A 20,023-nucleotide genomic window follows, 5' to 3' on the forward strand; every position below is an offset into this window, starting at 1 on the left:
CTGCTGTATATGCAGGAAAAATAAAGGGCCGTAACGAACAGCGGCCCTTGTAGATACAAATTATTTTTTCTTGTTAACTAAGTCTTTAAGCTGTTTGCCAGCCTTAAACGCCGGTGTCTTAGAAGCTTTGATCTTGATAACTTCATTGTTGCGCGGATTACGTCCTTCACGAGCTTTGCGATGACGGACTTCAAAAGTACCGAAACCGATAATCTGAACCTTATCACCTTTCTTCAGTGTTTCGCTGACCGATTCGAAAACAGCTTTCACAGCTTTTTCAGCATCTTTTTTTGTCAAATCGGATTTTTGAGCTACGCTAGCAATCAATTCAGTTTTGTTCATTACAAGTCCTCCTTTAATTAGTTACATCTATATAATAATCCGGCTAACCTCATAGACCGCGTTCGATTGCTTTGGCGTCCTGCCAGAAACGATCCAGTTCTGCCAGTGTATAGTCTTCCCATTTTCGTTGCGAACGCAACACGCACTCTTCCACATGAGAAAACCTACGGCGGAACTTACTGTTAGCACGATGTAACGCACATTCCGGTTCAATTTTATGCCGTCTGCATAAATTAGCCAAGACGAATAATACATCTCCTGCTTCTTCTTCAGCATGATCTGCATCGTTCTCTCCCAACGCTTCCCGCCATTCCGACAGCTCTTCTTCGAGCTTGTCCCAGACGGAAGCGTCTTCAGGCCATTCAAAACCGACTTTCGCCGATTTTTCCTGCAGCTTCAGCGATTCAAGCAAGGCCGGCATTCCCTTGACGACTCCGTCCAAAAGATGCTGATGCCGCTGACGGCGCTCTCCCTGCTTAATTCTATCCCAGTTTAACACACTACCGCTACTATTTTCAAGGCTTTTTTCGCCAAAAACATGGGGATGACGGCGTATCATCTTTGTCGTCACATGATCCACAATTTCCTGTGCCGAAAAAAGTCCTCTTTCTTCTCCGATGCGGGCGTGAATCACGACCTGATAGAGGATATCGCCCAGTTCCTCGCAAATGCCTTCATCGTCGCCGGCATCAACGGCATCGAGCATTTCGTACACTTCTTCCAGCAGATACCGCCGCAGCGATTTATGGGTTTGCGCTTTGTCCCAAGGGCAGCCGGCTTCACCGCGGAGACGGGCCATGACGGAGACAAGGGGCGTCAGATCAAAGGGCAGCGAAGGTGAGGCCGGCCGCGGCAGTACCAAGCTCGTCAAATGATCGATCGTTTCCAACCTGTCCAATTCATACAACTTGACAGGCCTGACCGCTTCATCAGGCAAACTGATGTGATAAACGAGCAGCGCCTCGTATTCGTCGCCATATATATCCATGAGGGCCAGTTTGACATCGGAGGCGACCTTTCTGTCATAGATCTGCGTGACGATAACCGGCGCCGCCGGCGGCAGCAACGAAGCAATATCGCTGCTGTCGATGACGGTCAAGCCATTGACGGGATCGAGGCGAAGCCGTGTATACAACGTTTCCAGAAAACTCATTCCCGGCAACACTTCGACCGTTACCTCTGCTCTATTTCCCGCTGCTTCCAGAAGCTGCACCGTTTTTTCGGCGACGACGGGACTGCCGGGAACGGCATAGACGACATCGGTATCGGCCGCTTTCTGCAAAACATACTCGACGATTGCCGCGTAGACCGCCGCAAAGGAATCTCCCTGTTCGTAAAAACGATCCAGCGCTTCATACGGGATCCCCTCCTGATCCAACCGGGTGACGGAAGGGTGAATTGCCGTTCGCAGCAAAAGGCACGGCGCTTCCCGCATCGCCTGCATTGCCGCCACGGTGATCAGCCCCGCATCGCCGGGACCCAGCCCGACGATCCGTATTTTTTTCATATCTGCATTTCCCCCTTATTTTCTTAAATGGTCCGATACGTTCTTCAACTTGGCGCCGACAACAGGTATTTTTCCGACCAGTTCACTGTCGACGGCGCGAAAGGCCAATAGGCTGACAAGATAAACGACTGCCGCCGTGCCGATGGCCAAAAGTGTTGCCGCCGTATCCGGCAAAAGCGGTCCGGATATTTCCGAAACGATCCATGCCGTTCCCGCCATGGCCGCAGCGGACAGAAATATTTTCCCCAAGTGCAGCCAATCCATTCGATAGGCGACATAACGGCCGGCAAACCAGAGATTCAAAGCGGCGGCAACAGCTAAATCCGCATTGGTCGCCCATGCGGCCCCTTCTTCCCCGAGCCAGGGGAGCGCGGTCAGGTACCAGCTCAATCCGATTTTCAGCACCGCTGCAACCAGAATGCAGTACAAGGGCACACAGGCCTTGCCGATCCCCTGCAAAAGGCCGCTCGTCACCTGCTGTACACCGATCAGAAAAGCGGCCAAAGAAAGAACGCAAATAGCGGGACCGGCGGCAGCCGTCCCATATAACAGTCGTGAAATGGGCGTCGCCAGTACGGCAAGGCCGAAAAAAGAAGGGACTGTAATCAAGTTGGCAATGGCCATGGCGGCATGAGTCCGTCGCAGCACGTCGCTCCGCGTACCGCCGGTATACGCCGCCGACACGGCCGGCACCAGGCTCGTGGACAACGCGATCGTCAAAATTGCCGGCAACTGGATCAGGCCGTTGGCCATACCGCTCAAATACCCGAAGTGCGTCGTCGCTTCCGAAATGGTATAGCCGGCTTCAGTCAAGCGGTGCGGCACGATAAAAAGATCGATACTGGCTACTGCCGGCAAGAGCATGTTGGCCGCCGCAACGGGAATCGCCAAGGTCAGCAGCCGCCGCACGATATGCAAAGACGATTCCCGCGCTGCCGCACCGTTAGACAAAGCGGCATATTCCGCCGCACGCAAATGGCGAAAATAGAAAAAAAGCATAACGGCCAACCCGGCCGCAGCACCCGGAACGGCGCCAAAAGCGGCGCCAGCGGCAGCCTTCTCCAGTCCCGACGGAAACAGCAGAAAAGCCAGGGAAAGCATGACGCAAACACGGATGAACTGGTCGCACATTTGCGACACGGCAGTCGGCGTCATCAGCTGTAGCCCCTGAAAGTAACCGCGAAAGCAGCAGGTAACGATCGAAATGGCCAGCGCCGGCGCCAAAACGGCGAGGGAGAGCTGGACACGACCGTCGCTGACGATACCGGCAGAGACGAGAATGGAGGCGGCAGGAATCATGGCGGCAGCCAACAAGACGCCGCAGCCGCCCAATGCCAACAGCGCTATCTTCAGTATCCGCCGTCCTTCTCCGTATGCGCTTTGCGACGCTTTCTCGGCGACAAGGATCGACACGGCAATAGGAATGCCGGCGCCGGCAATACTCAGCAGCAAAATGTAAAGCGGATAGGCCATTTGATAAAGACCGATGCCTTCACCGCCGAGAATACGCGACAGGAGTATCCGGTTGACGCCGCCCAGCATTTTGACAACAACGCCGGCAACAGTCAGGATCATGGCGCCTCGCAAAAAAGATGTCTTACGCAAAGGACCTCTCCTTTCTTACTTTCTCAAAGCCTTGAAAAATGTATTCAATATAAGTCAATACATCGGGGATATTCTTCAGCGAAAACCGCAGCAGTGTCGGAATGCCCGGAACGGGACGGCAACGGCGCCGCAGAACCGGTTCCAACGCAGCTGCCGGCGGCATAACCGCTACCTCCTGCCATTTCAGTTCGATGTATTCCGCTTTTTGACCGATATAAACCAGGCCCAGAGAGCGTCCTTGCAGACGCAGCCGCGTAGCGAACAGAAGCGTCGCTACCGGACGCGTCGGTTTGCCATAGCGGTCGATCAGTTCTTTTTTCAACGCCGCCAACTCGTCTGTATTTCTGACCAGTGCCAACCGCTGGTACATTTCGATCTTCTGGCCGCCGTTTTCAATATAGGCGGCATCGATGAACGCATCGACATGAACTTCGAAGACCGTATGCAGCACAGGCTTTTCCCGCCGCTCCGCATGCCGCACTTTGGCGATGGCCTCTTCCAGCATCGTACAGTACATGGCAAAACCGACACTGGCTATATTACCGTGTTGTTCCCGTCCCAGCAGATTGCCGGCGCCGCGGATCTCCAGATCGCGCATGGCAATTTTAAAGCCCGAGCCCATTTCGGTAAATTCTTTTATCGCCTGCAAACGTTTTTCCGCCACTTCCGATAAAACCTTGTTACGACGGTAAAGAAAATAGGCATACGCCATCCGGTGACTTCGTCCGACGCGGCCGCGCATCTGGTAAAGCTGCGAAAGACCGAGCCTGTCGGCATCGTAGATGATGATCGTATTGGCGTTGGCAATATCCAAGCCGTTTTCGATCAAACTCGTGCACAGGAGGACATCGTATTTTCCTTCATAAAAATCGAACATTGTCTGTTCCAGCAGCGGACCAGTCATCTGTCCGTGCGCCGTACCGACAGCGATATCCGGCAACAGCGCTTCCAGTTCGAGACGCATGCGGTCAATCGAGGCGACGCGGTTATAAACGAAAAAGACTTGCCCGCCCCGTCTCTTTTCACGCATAACGGCATCGCGGACAATACGGGCATCGTACTCGGTCACATATGTCTGTACCGGAAAACGGTCGATCGGCGCCGTATCGATGATGCACATCTGCCGCAAGTGGACAAGCGACATATGCAGTGTTCGCGGAATAGGCGTCGCACTTAGCGTAAGCACGTCGATGTGCGCAGACCAGGCCTTCCACTTCTCTTTTTGGGCAACGCCGAACCGCTGCTCTTCGTCAACGACGAGAAGGCCGAGGTTTTTAAATTGCACATTTTTGTTCAAAATGCTGTGCGTTCCGATGAGGACATCGACGGCGCCGTCTGCGGTACGGGCCAGAATCGATTTCCGCTCTTTATACGAACGGAAACGATTGAGTACTTCACATTGAACGCCGAAGCTGCGGAACCGTTCGGTAAACGTCTTAAAATGCTGCTGCGCCAGCACCGTCGTCGGAACCAGCACAGCAACCTGCTTGCCGCCCATAACGGCCTTGAAAACGGCGCGGATGGCGACTTCCGTCTTGCCGAAACCGACATCGCCGCAGACAAGACAATCCATCGGCGCCGGTGCTTCCATGGCCGTCTTGATCTCCTGAACGGCCTTCAATTGATCCTGCGTCTCTTCATAAGGAAACGCTTCCTCGAATTCCTGTTGAAACGGCGTGTCCGGCGGAAAAGCAAACCCTTCTACGACCTCCCGTTTAGCATAAAGGGCCACCAGCTTTTCCGCCAGATCGTCAATCGATTTTTGCGCTTTCGAACGCGCTTTCTGCCAATCGCTGCCACCCATACGGTGCAGCTTCGGCGTATCGCCTTCATTGCCGATATATCGCTGCAACAGCTCAAGCTGGTCTGTCGGCACATACAGGACATCCTGTCCGGCATAGTGAATCTCCAGATAATCTTTATGAACACCGTTAACGGCGATCGTCTTGATCCCGAGATAACGACCGATGCCGTGCATTTCGTGAACGACATAGTCGCCGCTCTTCAAATCGGTAAATGCGCTGATTTCCTGTGCTTTGCCGAAATGACGCCGCAGCCGTTTTTTCTGCATGCCGTAAACGTCACGTTCAGCAACGAATACCGTTTTGGCATAAGGAAGTTCGAACCCGTTGCCGATTTCACCGCTGACGATATACATGCCGGGACCGGTCACTTCAATCTGCCCGTCGAGTTCCTTATAGGCCAAGCCGCACTGCCGCAGCCAGGCCGCAAGCGATCGGGACCGGTCACGGCCGGTCATGACGAAGATGACGCTGTATTCCTTCTGCAGCCATTCATGCAGCTCATCGGCAAGGAGATTGAATTGTTTTTGAAATGTAGCAACGATTTTTGCCGTAAAGCTCGTCACTGCCTGCGGCGCCAGTTCCGCAGCAGCCTGAGACAACAAGGAAAGGACAATCTCCGTCCCCTGCCGATTTTTGCCTGCCCACGTGCGCCACGGCGCCAGCTGGCGGCCGTACTCCGCCGTTTCGCCGAGACTCTTTTTTAACGCTTCGCGAATCCGGTTCGCTTCGTCCCAGATAATGACGCCGTTAGCCGCGTAATCAAGCAGTGTGTATTCACCGCCGTCAGCAGCCAATGACAACGGCAAAATACGCACAGACGAAAGAGTGCCGACAGAAGTCTGACTGATCGGGTCGAAGGGGCGGATGCTTTCAAGTCCGTCTCCGAAAAAGGCAAAGCGCAGCGGTTCTTCGTAATTGACCGCATAGATATCGATAATATCGCCGCGAACCGAAAAATGACCGCGCCGCTCCACCATGTCGACGCGTTCATATCCATCGGCAACCAGATCCGTCAACAGCTTCTCCCGGTCATATTCAGCCCCGACCCGGAGAGCGACGGCACTGCTGTCGATCTGCTGCGGCCCGACGATATACTGCGCCGCTTCCTCTGCAGATGCCAGAACGATGATCGGCTTCTCTCCGCGAAGGCGACCCAATATTTCCATTTGCAGCGCTGCCCGTTCCATGCTCCTGGCAGTCGTATGAAAGGAAGCTCTGTCGCCGAAGGGAAACTCGTATATCTCCCGGCCGGCAGCAAAAAAGCGCAGATCCGTATGCCATGCCGCCACCTGTTCTTTCGTTGCCGCAACGATAAGCAAATGAGCAGGAGCAGCGGCAATGCCGCAGGCCGCAAAAGCAGCTTTGACTGAACCGCCGAGACCGTAAACGCCGTACCGCCCCGGTTTCGCAAAAAACGCAGCGCCGCTGCGTATACTGTCATCCGTTTCCAGGAAGGAAAATAAATGATTCATCCGTTTTTAACCTCACAACAAAGGGGGCTTTAGGAAATCTAAAGCCCTTTTGCATCCGTATGGTATTCATCTGTCTGAACGATTATACCACAATGCGATTTGCTTGCGCAATGAAGTAAAACCCTATATAATCAATATTGATTTTATTTTATTACGAAAACGAGGTATTTGAATGTCACTGATAGAGGAAGTAAACAGCCGTCGTACTTTTGCCATCATTTCTCACCCCGACGCCGGCAAGACGACACTCACGGAAAAATTGCTGCTTTACGGCGGCGCCATTCATCTGGCAGGCTCCGTAAAAGCCAGAAAAACGACAAAACACGCCGTTTCCGATTGGATGGAAATCGAAAAACAGCGTGGCATTTCCGTTACCAGTTCCGTATTGCAGTTTGACTATGAAGGGCATCACATCAATATACTCGATACCCCCGGACACCAGGACTTCAGTGAAGATACATACCGCACGTTGATGGCTGCCGACAGCGCCGTCATGCTCATCGACGTTGCCAAGGGCGTCGAAGCACAGACGAAAAAGCTGTTCCGCGTCTGCAAAGAACGGGGCATTCCCATTTTTACGTTCGTCAATAAGATTGACCATTTCGGCCGCAATCCCTTCGATTTGCTGTCCGAAATAGAAGATATTCTCGGCATCCGGGCCTATCCGATGAATTGGCCGATCGGCATCAACGGCAATTATCAGGGCATTTACGATCGAAATGCCGCTTCGATCGAACTGTTCGAAAAGGACACGTCTCACGGTCAACACAAGCTTGCTTCGACAAAAGGTTCCACCGCGGATCCTCTTTTCAGCGACTTATTGGATGAAGACGTCCACCAGTCGCTCATTGACGATATTGAACTGCTCGACGAAGCAGGCGACGATTTCGATATGGAAAAAGTAAAAAACGGTACGCTGACACCGATGTTTTTCGGTTCGGCAATGACCAATTTCGGCGTCAAGCCTTTTTTGGATAAATTTTTAGAGCTGGCGCCGCAACCGCAGCCGCGCAAGTGCCTTGAAGGTACGGTTTTACCGGATGCAGAGCAATTTACGTCATTCGTGTTCAAAATTCAGGCCAACATGAATCCGCAACACCACGACCGCATCGTCTTTATGCGCATTTGTTCCGGAAAATTCGAAAAGGGAATGACCGTGACGCACCGCCAATCGGGAAAAACCTTGCGACTCATGCAGCCGCAGCAATTTTTGGCAACAGAGCGGACGATCATCGAGGATGCTTATCCGGGTGATATCATCGGCGTTTTCGACAGCGGCAATCTCGGCGTCGGCGATACGCTTTTTTCAGACAAGAAGACCGTCACCTTCGCCGACTTCCCGACGTTCCCGCCGGAGTTGTTCGCTCGTATCCGCGCCAAGGATTCGATGAAACGAAAACAATTTCTGAAAGGCATGACGCAGCTGGCCCAGGAAGGAGCAGTCCAGATCTACGAAAACCTGGGCTCCATGGAAAGCTATATTGTCGGCGCCGTCGGCCAACTGCAGTTTGAAGTATTGGAATACAGATTGAAACACGAATACGGCGTCGATCTGGAAATGAACACGCTGCCCTACTCCATCGCCCGTTGGATCGAATCGGACAGTCAGACATATGAGCACCTGAAAAATATCGACAGCGCCATGATCGTTAAAGATCACAAACAACGCGTCGTCCTGCTGATCACTAATGAGTGGCAAGCCAATTGGATTATTGAACGCAATCCGGACTTTCATTTCTGTGCGACACCGGACGAACTCGCCCTGCCGGCAACATTGATGGAATAATCAAAAGCACTCTCCGCAAAACGCGAAGAGTGCTTCTTCGTTTTACATAACATGGGAACACGTTATTTTTTCTCCGTTCTGCTGCGCACGGCCGACAGCCTGACAACGCGGTCATGTTTCAGCTTCGTCAGATACATGGAGCCGCCGATGATGAGAAGGCCGCCGCTTAAAGTAAGCAGCGTCAGCATTTCATCAAAGATAACGAACCCCCACAAGGCGTTGAAAAAAACGCCGATATAGGCGACAAAGCTGACGACGACAGGATTCCCGTAGGTATAGGAATCGGTCATCCAAATTTGAGCGGCAATGGTAATGATGCCGAGCAGAACATAAAGGAACCATTCTCTCCCGTCAGGCATAATAAAATCCGTTCCCATAAGAGCGAGCCCGGAAATGGCGGCACAAACAAGAAAATACAGAACGATCTCGTCCTGATGATGACGCCCCGAACGGGTCAGCTTGCTGACTGTCGTATAGGCTGCGGCGGCAAACACGGCCTGCGCCAAAACGAAGAGCGAATAGCTATTAAAGGAAGAAAAATTCCACGGCCGCACGACCAAACAAGCCCCGAAAATAATAACGAAGAGCGGTATGACCGCCCCCTTCGGCAGGGATTCCTTCAAAAAAACGACGGCAAAGATCATGACAAAAAATGCCGACAACTGTGACAAGATGGAAACATCGGCCAACGGCATCCCGCGCAGGCCGTAAAAAATGCAAACCATGCCGATACCGCCGGCGATACCTCGAAATACCAATGCCGGACGATCTTCGTGAGACAAATGAATATGTTGCGCCTTCATGATCCCAATGAGCAGCAGCGCACTGAGAAATCCTCTGAAAAACGCGATCTCGCCGGTCCCCATCGTAACGGAAAGCTCCTTGACAATCACATTTTGAAGACTGAAGGCAAGGGCGGCCAAAACGGAATAAACGACACCTTTGTTCAACGCTTCTCCACCTCTAGCCCTTTTGTTTGTTTTTTTCGTAAATCGTATCAATAAAAGCCAACACGGCTTTTTTCATTTCTTCTTTTTCAAGGGTTTGATTGAAGCGGAGCTCTTTTTGCCGCAAATCGGCCAACGGCTGCGGCAAACCGAGAGAGGTAACGGCGCTGATTTCCCCCAGGGCAAGGAAGGGATCCGCAGCCTCGGGAAGCGCTAAAGCACGGCAAATGACGGGCGGAAATTTATACGGATGAGCCGTTGCCATCACGACGGTATGCCGTCCTTCCGTCAACCCCCGCTTGCGTCGGTTCAAGTAAACGCCGTATGCCACCGCCGTATGCGGATCCAGAAGATAACCGCAATCGTTATACACGTGGCTGATAACGGCCCTGGTTTCATCATCGTCGATCCAGTCTCCGTCGAAATCCTGCCGCAACGAGGTCAGTTCCGCCGCGCTGACGGCCATCTTCCCCGTACGCGCCAGCTCATCTTCCCAGGCCGCCACCCTTTGTGTATCTCCACCGGCGACATAGTACAAGAATCGTTCAAAATTACTGGACAGGAGAATATCCATAGACGGACTGTCTGTCGTATAAAATTCGCGGTTCATGTCATAGACGCCATTTTTAAAGAAATCCGTAAGAACGTTGTTGCGATTAGATGCGCAAATCAGTTTGCCAATGGGCACGCCCATCTTTTTGGCAAAATACCCGGCCAAAATATTGCCGAAGTTCCCGGTCGGAACAACGACGTCAACAATTTCTCCGGCAGCAACGGCACCGTTTTCCATCAGCGATGCATACGTTGCGGCATAATAAACAATCTGCGGCAGAAGACGCCCGATATTGATCGAATTGGCACTGGAAAAAAGGATATTTCGTTCAGCCGCATAATCGCGAACATCTTTATCGACGAAAATCCTTTTCAGAAAACTCTGCGCATCGTCGAAATTTCCTTGAATAGCGGCAACACGGACATTTTCCCCTTCTTGCGTGCGCATTTGCCGCTCTTGCATGGGACTGACTCCGTCATTGGGATAAAACACCATAATATGCGTACCCTTTACGTCTTTAAACCCTTCCAGGGCCGCCTTGCCCGTATCGCCGCTCGTGGCTGTCAGAATCAGTATGTCTTTACACTCGCCTTCCTGCCTTCTGGCCGCAGTAAGCAAATGGGGAAACAGGGACAGCGCCAAATCCTTAAAAGCCAACGTCCGGCCATGAAAGAGTTCGGCCAAGGTCACATCCGTATCCAGGGAGTGCAACGGCACAATACGCGCATCGCGAAACGTATCCGCATTATAAGCAGCCGCAGCCAGCGCCTTCCGTTCTGCAGCCGTAAAATTGGTAAAGAAATAGGACAGAACCAATTCTGTCAATTCCTGATATGATTTATGGTCAAGCGTTGCAGACGATAAAACTTGTTCGGGAAATGTTTCAGGCACATACAAACCGCCGTCTGCAGCCAAACCGTGAAGCAAAGCATACGACGGCGAAACAGTTTCCCCGGATCTGGTACTGCAATAGTTCATAAATAACCTCCTCATAAATGTAACAACAATTGAATGATATCTTTATATTATATCAAACCGACTGCACAATACAACTCAAAAAAAAAGCGAGATATCCGCTGGATATCTCGCAGTCAGCTATGCTAATCAACCTTGATGCCGGTCCGACGCAACGCAATAATAATCGGGGTTACAATAACACCGGAAATCAAAGCCTCCGGAATACCGTTGGCAATGGTAATTCCGGTCATGATATTAACGACGTTCATCAGCGGAATGCCCTTACTTTCGGCATAAGCGGAACCGACAAGGAGTGTAAAGGAGCCGAGAAACATCACGGTATGACAGACAGTCGCCAGAACGGCCGTTACCGCCGTCCTGATCGTTTCCGTCCCTTTCATATGGCGATACAATTCGTAAGCAACCAGCCCTAACAGTATGCGCGGCACAATACAAATAATCGCGTCATAGGCGATATTATACTGTACGGCAAAGAGGAGCAACAGACTGGGCGCCTGCAATGTCCTGATAAAAGAAAAAAGCCCGAAAATAAATCCAACGACGATACCCACTTTCCTGCCTCCTGCAATGCTGCCGATAATCGTCGGGATATGCAGGATCGTCGCATTCATGACAATAAGAGGGATAAACCCGTAGCCGGTCAATCCGAGAAAAATGGTGATTGCCGCAAGGAATCCTGTCACTGTCAATTGACGCACATTCATAAAGCCGCTGTGTGCCGGTACTTGATTGATCTTTTCCATCGTAGCCTCCGTTCTTGTTCCTGTACAGATACAAGTCGCAATAAATTGGTGTTTTCAGAAAAGCATTCCAGTTCATCTCCCTGCGGATAACGACTGAAACGGGTCTATTCCTTTTCTGCATTTAATACATCGTGAGTATATCATATATAAAAGGGATTGCCAATAGATTGCCTGATACTTTAAGCATGGCATTGCGGTATGAATATCAATTCTCTTTCAGCATAATACGCTGTGCCTCCCTATACGGCACAGCAAGCCATTCTTTCGGCTACTGTCCGCCGCAAATCGTCAGGGCTTCAGAAACGGAACCGACAATATGCGACGCCGCCAACCGCACCTGCAACGGCGAATCAAAAAAGGTAAAGCTCTTCGCTGCAGCCTGCAGCATGGGAATATCATTATAAGAATCACCGATCGCCGCCGTTTCCGCTACGCCGTAATGAGCTTTGACGCATTGCAAGGCAGCGCCTTTGGAAACGCCGTCAGCTACGATATCGACATTAGCTACATTTTGGAATGCCCTTATTTCTCCGCCGCACCACGCATTGATCTGTTCAGCCATAGCGGCGGCCGCTTCCGGTGTCCACACATGGAAAGACATACCGTAAACGGCCATGCCAGAAAGACTGTCAAAGGTGTCGATATGCTCTTGCATCGCATTTCCGGCGGCAAAGGTATAAACACCTCCGGCGGCATGAATGACACTGAGTGTATCCGCTTTATACCGTTCATAGATCTGCCGCAATCGTTCCGTACTTACCTCGCTGGCGGCGATAAGCTGACAGTCTCCGTCGAGAACCAAAGCGCCGCTCGTCAAAATATAGAAATCAAAAGGAATATCTCCGGCGGCATGGCGTATCTCCCGCAAGGACCGCCCCGTACTGATTCCGAAAAGATTTCCTGCCGATTGAAAGCGGCGAATTTCTTCTCTATCCTCGATACGGCAACCGCTTTTTTCCGCCCCGAAATACAGGGTATTATCAAAGTCGCTGGCAAAGGCAATGGCGTGCTTCATCCGTTTCGATTCATCCTTTCTTCCTCCGCCCCTCTTGCAGAGGAAAAGGGGAAATAAAAAAATCCTGCAGAAGAACTGCAGGATTTCGTTCAGTTTTTTATGCTTCCACGGGATAAACGCTAACCTTACGATTAACGCGGCCAGCACGTTCAAAAGCAACCTTTCCGGGAACCAAGGCGAACAACGTATCATCTTTGCCGATGCCTACGTTAGTGCCGGGATGGAAATGAGTGCCGCGCTGGCGAACGATGATGTTGCCCGCTTTGACAACGACGCCGTCATGGCATTTGACGCCAAGACGCTTTGCTTCGCTGTCGCGGCCGTTACGCGTGCTGCCGACGCCTTTTTTATGAGCGAAGAGCTGCAAATCAAAATTGAACATTTCGTTCACCTCCTGCCTCTGATGAATATACTGCGACATACTTTTCGTATTGTCGTGAAATTTCCTGTAAACCTAATTGCAATGTTTCCATAATAACTTCGGTCTCATCTGTCACTGCTTGCAGACGAACGGATACAAAACCGTCCTTTACAGAATAGGACAGCCGGCCGCCGGCATACTTCAGCAGACCTAAAAGAGCCGTTTGCGTCAATGCGGAAACAGCTGCGCAGACAATGTCGGCGCCTGCCTCGCCGTAATCGGCATGACCGGAAGCTTCGAATCCGGAAAACCTATGTTCTCCATTACGAAATAAGGAAACCGTAATCATTAGCCCTCAATCTTTTCAATGGCAACCTTGGTAAACGGCTGACGATGACCCTGACGGCGGCGATAGTTTGATTTTGCTTTATATTTAAAAACAAGAATCTTCTTTTCTTTGCCCTGAGCCAAAACCTTCGCCGTAACCTTGGCGCCTGCAACAACAGGAGATCCGATCTTGATATCTCCGTCATTACCGACTGCCAATACCTGATCAAATACGACTTCGGAATCAACATCGCCGGCCAGTTTTTCAACAAAAATATTGTCGCCTTCCTGAACACGATACTGCTTTCCGCCGGTTTCAATAATAGCGTACATGAGTGACACCTCCCTCACAATATACTCGCTGAATACGGCGCCTTGCGGACTTAAATGCCTCTCCATGCGGCTTACCTTCACAGCCACTAAGTATGCTATGACTTTTCTATTTTATATGACTTTTTCATATTTGTCAACTTACTTGCCGTTGTTGTCAAAATAATCAGCCAAGCCCTTGACGATGCTTTCTGCAAAATTCTGCTGCTGTTCATCGGTATTCAATGTCCGTTCTTCACCGGCATTGGAAATAAAGCCCAATTCCAACAGTGTAGCCGGCATCTGCGTATGCAACAACACGTAATAGTTGGCAACACGAATACCGCGATCATCAAAGGAAGTCGCCTTCATGTTCTGCGCGTGGATACGAGTGGCCAAAGCGGAATCATACGCCGTTTTGCCGTTATAATATGCCGTCACTCCGCCGGCGTCGGCGGCAGACGAAGAATCAATGTGAATGCTGACAAACGCGTCGGCACCGGCAGCATTGGCTATGTTGCAACGGGCTTGCAGTTCTTCGACGGCACCGGCATTCGGCGCATAAACGTCAACATCACCGGTACGCGTCATGACGACATTGGCGCCGGCGTCATGCAAAAGCGTCTGGACTCTTTTGGCAATGCCGAGGGTAATATTTTTTTCAAAGGAATAGGAACCGACAGCTCCGGAATCCGTACCGCCGTGACCGGGATCAATGCAGATCGTCTTCCCTTTCAGTCCTTTGGTCAAACTGTAATTGCGGCTGCCGCTATACGTCGGCACAGGCAGGGCGGCGCCGCCGCTCTTTCCGTCCGTCGTATGGGTTCGCAAATTAAGCTCATTCCAATGGTTCCACTGCTTAATCTTCCCCGACTTGTCATTGACGTCAATGACGACACGAGCCGGTTTGTTATTTTTAGCATCTGCCGGCAAGGTGAAAACGTGCAGATCATCTTTGCCGACCGCCTGCGGAACCTTGATATCGACATAAGTCGCCGATGAACGCTGCGACAACGACACTTTCGTAATAACGCGGGGATCTGCCGTATACGTCTTGTCGACATCTTTTTGAAGCACCGTGTTAGGTAAAGAAACAGTAATGTATTCACCGCTTTTATCAATATACAGTTTTGGCGTAACCTTCTTGGTCACGTCCAGAACAGTTCGGACAAAGGGTGTATTGGAATCGTTGCGCGTAGCAATACGGACACTGCTGATTTCCGCTTTGGAAGCAGCCTGAGCCGGCAGCAGCGGACATAAACAAAGGAACAACAACAGCGGTAACAGTAACAGTTTTTTCATTGCACATACCTCTCTAGTTAAAATGCTGACGGACTCATTATAGCACAATCTGCTTCCAATAGTAAGAAAAGTCGTTATTGTTCACAAAGCTGACATATTTGTCAACTTTATCACAATCGCCGCGTCAGCCTTCTATAAGCGGCCGCCGCAATACAGGCAAACGGCGCCCTTCATCCAACTCGGCCAAAACCCGCGGTATCGCAGCGGCGACCTCGAGTGGAGAGTATCCGTAGGGACCGTACGCCTGTCGGCAGACATCTCCTGCGGCACCATGGAGATAAACGGCGGCACAGGCCGCTTCCGTCAGCCCCAAATCGCGATGCGCCGCCAGAGCGGCCACCATACCGGTCAAAACGTCGCCCATACCGCCGCAAGCCATGCCGGCATTCCCGGTCGGATTCAAATACGCGTTACCGGTTTTCCGGGAAACGATTATCGTCGGCGCACCTTTTAAAACGAGCGTGACATTCCAGCGTTTCACGAAGTTTTTCGCGGCACGAATGCAGTCCTCTTTGATCGTCGCGACGGAAAGACCGCTGAGCCGGCCGAATTCGGCCAAGTGCGGCGTCATAATGATACGTTCACCGTGGGCCGCAATAAATCCCCGTTCTTCGGTAAGCGCGTTCAGCGCATCCGCGTCAAGAACGATAGGACAAGACGTTTCCTCGATCAGCTTTTTTAAAAATGACGTCAGACCGCTGTCTTTACCCATACCGGGCCCCATAGCCAGCGCGGACCAGCCATGCGCCGCCGCAACCAAAACGTCTGCATCGCCGGGGGCAAAGGAAGAACCGGCCCCGACGCCGCGCACCATCACTTCCGGTACTCTGCCGATACAGTACGGAGCCGTTGCCGCCGGCACCTGCAAAAATATCTTGCCGGCGCCGGCGCGCATGGCGCCTTGCGCCGTCATCAAAGCGGCGCCGGCCATATCGTTCGACCCGGCGACCACGGCAATTGTGCCATGCGTTCCCTTATGGCTGTCAGGCTGACGGGGCGGCAGCAGTTCCGCAACATCAGCCGATTCCAAAACGTAAGCGCCATCCGTCTCCTGTTGCCGCAGTAACGGCGCCGGCATGCCGATCGGATCGAAACGAAGCTCACCGACGCTGGTCTTACCGGGATAAAAAAGCTGTCCCCGTTTCAGCGCGCCAAAAGTCACCGTCAAATCGGCAAACAGAGGTCCCCCCGCGCCGTCAGCGCCGTCAGTGACGCTGACGGCGCCCGTGTCGGCATCAACGCCGCTGGGCATATCGACAGCAATGACCTTGATCCGTCCCATAGCCGCCGCCTCATTTATTTTACCGACAATATTCCGCACCGGCTGCCGCAATTCACCATGGAAACCCGTACCGATCATGGCGTCAATAACGACTTGGCTGGCAAACAGGCGATGACACAGAAGGTGCCATGCTTCAAAGGACTCGCCATAGTCGACGACAATACAGTCAGCCCCGTCCAATTGACGCAGCGAATGCAAATGGCACTGCGCTTCCGGGCTATACGCCGCCGCTTGCCCCAAAACATACACGTATACGCGGGCGTCGGCAGCTAAAAGATGCCTGGCGATGACAAATCCGTCACCGCCGTTATTCCCTTGCCCGCAAAAAATGATGACATCCTTATTCGCCCATCCGTCAAGGTAAGCCGCACCGGCCGTCACAACGGCATGACCGGCATTTTCCATCAGTACCGCCGGCGGCATACGGTAAATCCCGGTCATGGCCGCCGCATCCATCGCCTTCATTTGCGCCGTTTGATTTACTTTTTTCACGTTCAGGCCTCCCTGTCTTCTTCCCAAATCACCTGCGCGACGGCATAATCGCCATCATGACTGATCGATACTGCCGGCGGCCGCGTCGACCTTGCCGCTGCCGCAAGGGCATGAACGCCGCTGAGCCGCAAAAACGGCGCACCCAGACGATCATGATCCACTTCGACGTCATGCCACGTTCCTTGTCGAAACCCTGTGCCCAAGGCCTTGAAAAAAGCCTCTTTAGCTGCAAAAATACCGGCCAGCGAATGATACCGGCTTTTTTCACGCCGATTGCAGTAGGCAATTTCGGCAGGCGTAAAAAAACGCTGTAATGCTTTTTCATGGCGCTTTGCCATGGCTTCTATCCGTCCGATTTCGACGATATCAATTCCTATGAACATGAAACCTCCAAAAAAAGTACCGCAATTCCCTCGGGAACTGCGGTATAAATTACCATTTCTGCATGCGGATGCAAAGGGAAAGTCCTTCCAACAGAACGCGAAACGTTCCAAACGACACGATTACATCGGGATAAACGGCGCTGGCAACCTTATAAGAGAGCGTTACTTCCCGCTTTTGGTAATCATAGCTCAGACCATGCAAATTACTTTCAAATGTATACTTCGGCAACGGTACCTTGAACTGCGGCGGCCTTTCTTTTTCCAACCCGCGCAACAAGCGACCGAGAAAAGCCTGTTTTGACCCCTTTGACTGCAACAACCCTTCAGCATGCAGTATCTCTTCTACAAAGTTATCCAAAACGGACATTTTATGCTTCACTTTCAGCAAAGAAATGGTCGTGTATCTTTTGCACGGCCTTATCGACGCTCTCTTCGGCGATCAGGCAAGTAATGCTGATTTCTGAAGTCGAAATGATTTCGATATTGATATCATTATCACCGAGAATGCCGAACATGCTGGCTGCAATGCCGGGATGCCCCGCCATACCGGCGCCGACGACAGAAACCTTGGCCATCTTATCGTCGATCAAAATATCTTCAGCCCCGATTTCGCCGCGTATTTTAGCGAATACATCGCGTACGGCCGGCAATTCGGAACGGGAAACGGTAAACGTAATATCCGTCGTCCCTTCTTTGGCAACACGCACGCTCTGCACGATCATATCGACATCGATATTCTGATCCGCCAATTCGGAGAATATTTTATACGCATGTCCGGGCTGATTGAGCACGCCCAGAACCGTTACTTTGGCCACATTCTTGTCTTCGGCAACGCCGCGAATCAAATACTGCTTAATTTCCATCGAGTAATCCTCCTGTATCATTGTCCCCTGCACATCGGAAAAAGTTGAACGAACGTGGATCGGCACGTTGAAACGGCTGCCCATTTCCACGGCGCGCGGCTGCATAACACCGGCGCCCAGCTTCGCCATCTCCAACATTTCTCCATAGGTGATTTCGCCCATTTTCTGCGCATTGGTAACAACGCGGGGATCGGATGTGTAAATACCGTCAACGTCAGTATATATTTCGCAGGCATCGGCATGAATGGCGCCGGCAATGGCGACGGCCGTCGTATCGGATCCGCCGCGGCCCAAAGTCGTAATATCGCCATGCTCCGTAATCCCTTGAAAACCGGCGATGATAACGATATTGCCGTCCTTTAATTCGTCGATAACGCGCTGCGCCTGAATATCAAGAATCCGTCCCTTATTAAAGGCGTCGCTCGTCGTGATGCCCGCCTGCTGACCTGTCAGCGAAATCGCTTTATGCCCCGCTTCCCGGAAAGCCATGGCCATGAGCGCAATCGATACTTGCTCACCTGTCGAAAGGAGCATATCCATTTCGCGCCCGTAGGGCTTGGAGGTTATTTCCTTGGCAAGAGCAACTAAATCATCCGTCGTATCTCCCATTGCGGAGACGACGATAACGATTTGGTCGCCAGGTTGTTTTCCTGCCAAAACACGCTGTACGATTGCTCTCATCTTATCCGGCGTAGCAACGGAACTGCCGCCGAATTTTTTAACGATCAGTGCCAACTTGAATCCCTCACTTTTATGTTGATAGAGACAACAGGAACCATTTTCCCGCTATTTCACTTATTGTTTATGATATCATGCCCCTATGTAATTGTAAAGAAATTATCACTTTCTCTGCAAGCAAATGCAAAACAAGCTGTCCGCAGATGCGGACAGCTTGGTATCTGCAAGCTGATGAGTAATCAATAAGCCGAGTTTTGTTCTGCCTGCGCAGCGGTAATCATCTATCTAGACAGACCATTACTGGCCTGTTCAAGCGACACAACCCGGAAGATCAGCGGGCCGCTTCATCCCTCCCCTATTCGGTCTTGCTCCAGATGGGGTTTGCCTAGCCAGTAAGTTACCTTACTGCTGGTGCGCTCTTACCGCACCGTTCCACCCTTGCCACAAACGTGGCGGTACACATTTCTGTGGCACTTTCCCTAAAGTCGCCTTCGCCGGACGTTATCCGGCATCCTGCCCTGTGGAGCTCGGACTTTCCTCCAGTACAGCGTACTGGCGATTACCTTTCATACTCATCAGTATTATATGCTATCTCATATCGCCCTGTTCGTCAAGACAACGACGCTCATCGTGCCAAAATACGGCGCAATTCGCCGACGGCGGCAGCAATATCGGCCTGAGACACGAGCGCGCTGATCATGGCGAAGGAGCGAAAGCCTTGCTCGTAAACGGCGCGAATATTATCACGGCCGATACCGCCGATCGTCACGACAGGCAACGGCAGCCGGAGTGCAAAGTCAATGCTGTCGGCCGTAACGACTTCATTGGCATCGGCTTTCGATCGCGTCGGAAACATCGGCCCGAAACCGACATAATCGGCGCCGGCGGCAACGGCGCCCTTCAATTCTTCAACCGTATTCGTCGAAAGCCCGATAAAGACGTCGGGGCCGGCCAGAGAGCGGACAATCTCGACGGGCGCGTCGTCCTGACCTACATGAATGCCGTCAACACCGCAGGCAATGGCCAAATCGACGGAATCATTCATGATAAACGTGGCGTTTCGTTCATGACATAAGGCGGCGATCGCCTTTCCTTCGGCATATTTCTCACGCCAAGTCTTATGTTTTTCGCGGTATTGAATGATTTTCACGCCGCTGTCAAGCAGCGCCTTGGCGACTTCGACATTTTTTCGTCCTAGCGATAAGGCTTCGCCCATGATAGCGTAAATGGGATCTTCCTGCAACCGTTTGATGTGATCTGCTTTATTCATGAC

The 20,023-nt window shown here is 51.8% G+C and carries 18 protein-coding genes and 1 other RNA gene; 1 reads left to right on the forward strand and 18 read right to left on the reverse strand.

What is annotated here, in order from left to right; genetic code table 11:
• Nucleotides 1-60: 60 nt before the first annotated feature.
• From C0977_RS04480 to mfd, 4 genes are read right to left on the reverse strand one after another with little or no spacing between them, the layout of a single operon-like run.
• Entirely contained in the window at nucleotides 61-342 is a 282-nt protein-coding gene (locus tag C0977_RS04480; RefSeq protein WP_023052866.1) for an HU family DNA-binding protein, read from the reverse strand.
• 49 nt (nucleotides 343-391) lie between these two features.
• Nucleotides 392-1,849 (reverse strand): nucleoside triphosphate pyrophosphohydrolase, encoded by a 1,458-nt coding sequence (gene mazG / locus C0977_RS11250; RefSeq protein ID WP_023052782.1) that lies wholly within the window; start codon nucleotides 1,847-1,849, stop codon nucleotides 392-394.
• Nucleotides 1,850-1,864: 15 nt separating this feature from the next.
• Nucleotides 1,865-3,454, reverse strand: coding sequence for a putative polysaccharide biosynthesis protein (locus C0977_RS04490; RefSeq protein ID WP_101912589.1), 1,590 nt, complete (start codon nucleotides 3,452-3,454; stop codon nucleotides 1,865-1,867).
• Entirely contained in the window at nucleotides 3,447-6,731 is a 3,285-nt protein-coding gene (gene mfd, locus C0977_RS04495) for a transcription-repair coupling factor (RefSeq protein ID WP_101912590.1), read from the reverse strand. The genes C0977_RS04490 and mfd overlap by 8 nt, the downstream gene beginning before the upstream one ends.
• 172 nt (nucleotides 6,732-6,903) lie before the next feature.
• On the opposite strand from mfd, the gene C0977_RS04500 reads away from it, so the two are divergent.
• The gene (locus tag C0977_RS04500; RefSeq protein WP_101912591.1) at nucleotides 6,904-8,517 is read left to right on the forward strand and encodes a peptide chain release factor 3; all 1,614 of its coding nucleotides are present in this window, start codon (nucleotides 6,904-6,906) and stop codon (nucleotides 8,515-8,517) included.
• A 62-nt stretch (nucleotides 8,518-8,579) separates the two neighbouring features.
• Here C0977_RS04500 and C0977_RS04505 read toward each other — a convergent pair whose 3' ends face one another.
• From C0977_RS04505 to thiE, 14 genes are all read right to left on the reverse strand, one after another.
• Complete coding sequence (locus C0977_RS04505) at nucleotides 8,580-9,467, reverse strand: DMT family transporter (protein ID WP_023052776.1); 888 nt, start codon at nucleotides 9,465-9,467, stop codon at nucleotides 8,580-8,582.
• A 13-nt stretch (nucleotides 9,468-9,480) separates the two neighbouring features.
• Nucleotides 9,481-10,995, reverse strand: a complete 1,515-nt coding sequence (gene thrC, locus C0977_RS04510; protein WP_101912592.1) for a threonine synthase — start codon at nucleotides 10,993-10,995, stop codon at nucleotides 9,481-9,483.
• Nucleotides 10,996-11,117: 122 nt separating this feature from the next.
• Nucleotides 11,118-11,738 carry an ECF transporter S component gene (locus tag C0977_RS04515; protein ID WP_023052792.1) on the reverse strand — a complete coding sequence of 207 codons (621 nt, stop codon included), beginning with the start codon at nucleotides 11,736-11,738 and terminating at the stop codon, nucleotides 11,118-11,120.
• A gap of 268 nt (nucleotides 11,739-12,006) precedes the next feature.
• A complete protein-coding gene (locus C0977_RS04520; RefSeq protein WP_159459034.1) occupies nucleotides 12,007-12,753 on the reverse strand; it encodes an HAD-IIB family hydrolase in 747 nt (248 codons plus the stop codon).
• Nucleotides 12,754-12,850: 97 nt separating this feature from the next.
• A complete protein-coding gene (rpmA, locus tag C0977_RS04525; RefSeq protein WP_023052777.1) occupies nucleotides 12,851-13,135 on the reverse strand; it encodes a 50S ribosomal protein L27 in 285 nt (94 codons plus the stop codon).
• Nucleotides 13,122-13,463 carry a ribosomal-processing cysteine protease Prp gene (locus C0977_RS04530; protein WP_023052882.1) on the reverse strand — a complete coding sequence of 114 codons (342 nt, stop codon included), beginning with the start codon at nucleotides 13,461-13,463 and terminating at the stop codon, nucleotides 13,122-13,124. Before C0977_RS04530 ends, rpmA begins: the two co-directional genes overlap by 14 nt.
• The gene (rplU, locus tag C0977_RS04535; RefSeq protein ID WP_023052835.1) at nucleotides 13,463-13,774 is read right to left on the reverse strand and encodes a 50S ribosomal protein L21; all 312 of its coding nucleotides are present in this window, start codon (nucleotides 13,772-13,774) and stop codon (nucleotides 13,463-13,465) included. Before rplU ends, C0977_RS04530 begins: the two co-directional genes overlap by 1 nt.
• A 138-nt stretch (nucleotides 13,775-13,912) precedes the next feature.
• Nucleotides 13,913-15,052: an N-acetylmuramoyl-L-alanine amidase family protein gene (locus tag C0977_RS04540; RefSeq protein WP_101912594.1), complete on the reverse strand. Its 1,140-nt coding sequence runs from the start codon at nucleotides 15,050-15,052 to the stop codon at nucleotides 13,913-13,915.
• A 124-nt stretch (nucleotides 15,053-15,176) separates the two neighbouring features.
• Nucleotides 15,177-16,826, reverse strand: a complete 1,650-nt coding sequence (locus C0977_RS04545; protein WP_101912595.1) for an NAD(P)H-hydrate dehydratase — start codon at nucleotides 16,824-16,826, stop codon at nucleotides 15,177-15,179.
• A gap of 2 nt (nucleotides 16,827-16,828) precedes the next feature.
• Entirely contained in the window at nucleotides 16,829-17,209 is a 381-nt protein-coding gene (acpS, locus tag C0977_RS04550) for a holo-ACP synthase (protein WP_023052884.1), read from the reverse strand.
• A gap of 49 nt (nucleotides 17,210-17,258) precedes the next feature.
• On the reverse strand, nucleotides 17,259-17,576 hold the full coding sequence (locus tag C0977_RS04555) for a hypothetical protein (protein WP_101912596.1): 318 nt from the start codon (nucleotides 17,574-17,576) through the stop codon (nucleotides 17,259-17,261).
• A gap of 1 nt (nucleotide 17,577) precedes the next feature.
• Nucleotides 17,578-18,807, reverse strand: a complete 1,230-nt coding sequence (locus C0977_RS04560; RefSeq protein ID WP_023052887.1) for an aspartate kinase — start codon at nucleotides 18,805-18,807, stop codon at nucleotides 17,578-17,580.
• Nucleotides 18,808-18,978: 171 nt separating this feature from the next.
• Nucleotides 18,979-19,325, reverse strand: an RNA gene (gene rnpB, locus C0977_RS04565) — RNase P RNA component class A.
• A gap of 50 nt (nucleotides 19,326-19,375) precedes the next feature.
• Nucleotides 19,376-20,020 carry a thiamine phosphate synthase gene (gene thiE / locus C0977_RS04570; RefSeq protein ID WP_101912597.1) on the reverse strand — a complete coding sequence of 215 codons (645 nt, stop codon included), beginning with the start codon at nucleotides 20,018-20,020 and terminating at the stop codon, nucleotides 19,376-19,378.
• Nucleotides 20,021-20,023 lie beyond the last annotated feature (3 nt).

Source organism: Megasphaera vaginalis (ex Bordigoni et al. 2020) (genome assembly GCF_900240295.1).
GTDB lineage: Bacteria > Bacillota > Negativicutes > Veillonellales > Megasphaeraceae > Megasphaera > Megasphaera vaginalis.

Excerpts from the sequence above, each read along its gene's own strand:
- C0977_RS04480 (WP_023052866.1), bottom strand. The coding sequence starts at position 342 with ATGAACAAAACTGAATTGATTGCTAGCGTAGCTCAAAAATCCGATTTG.
- mazG (WP_023052782.1), bottom strand. The coding sequence starts at position 1,849 with ATGAAAAAAATACGGATCGTCGGGCTGGGTCCCGGCGATGCGGGGCTG.
- mfd (WP_101912590.1), bottom strand. The coding sequence starts at position 6,731 with ATGAATCATTTATTTTCCTTCCTGGAAACGGATGACAGTATACGCAGC.
- C0977_RS04500 (WP_101912591.1), top strand. The coding sequence starts at position 6,904 with ATGTCACTGATAGAGGAAGTAAACAGCCGTCGTACTTTTGCCATCATT.
- thrC (WP_101912592.1), bottom strand. The coding sequence starts at position 10,995 with ATGAACTATTGCAGTACCAGATCCGGGGAAACTGTTTCGCCGTCGTAT.
- C0977_RS04515 (WP_023052792.1), bottom strand. The coding sequence starts at position 11,738 with ATGGAAAAGATCAATCAAGTACCGGCACACAGCGGCTTTATGAATGTG.
- C0977_RS04520 (WP_159459034.1), bottom strand. The coding sequence starts at position 12,753 with ATGAAGCACGCCATTGCCTTTGCCAGCGACTTTGATAATACCCTGTAT.
- rpmA (WP_023052777.1), bottom strand. The coding sequence starts at position 13,135 with ATGTTCAATTTTGATTTGCAGCTCTTCGCTCATAAAAAAGGCGTCGGC.
- C0977_RS04530 (WP_023052882.1), bottom strand. The coding sequence starts at position 13,463 with ATGATTACGGTTTCCTTATTTCGTAATGGAGAACATAGGTTTTCCGGA.
- rplU (WP_023052835.1), bottom strand. The coding sequence starts at position 13,774 with ATGTACGCTATTATTGAAACCGGCGGAAAGCAGTATCGTGTTCAGGAA.
- C0977_RS04540 (WP_101912594.1), bottom strand. The coding sequence starts at position 15,052 with ATGAAAAAACTGTTACTGTTACCGCTGTTGTTGTTCCTTTGTTTATGT.
- acpS (WP_023052884.1), bottom strand. The coding sequence starts at position 17,209 with ATGTTCATAGGAATTGATATCGTCGAAATCGGACGGATAGAAGCCATG.
- C0977_RS04555 (WP_101912596.1), bottom strand. The coding sequence starts at position 17,576 with ATGTCCGTTTTGGATAACTTTGTAGAAGAGATACTGCATGCTGAAGGG.
- thiE (WP_101912597.1), bottom strand. The coding sequence starts at position 20,020 with ATGAATAAAGCAGATCACATCAAACGGTTGCAGGAAGATCCCATTTAC.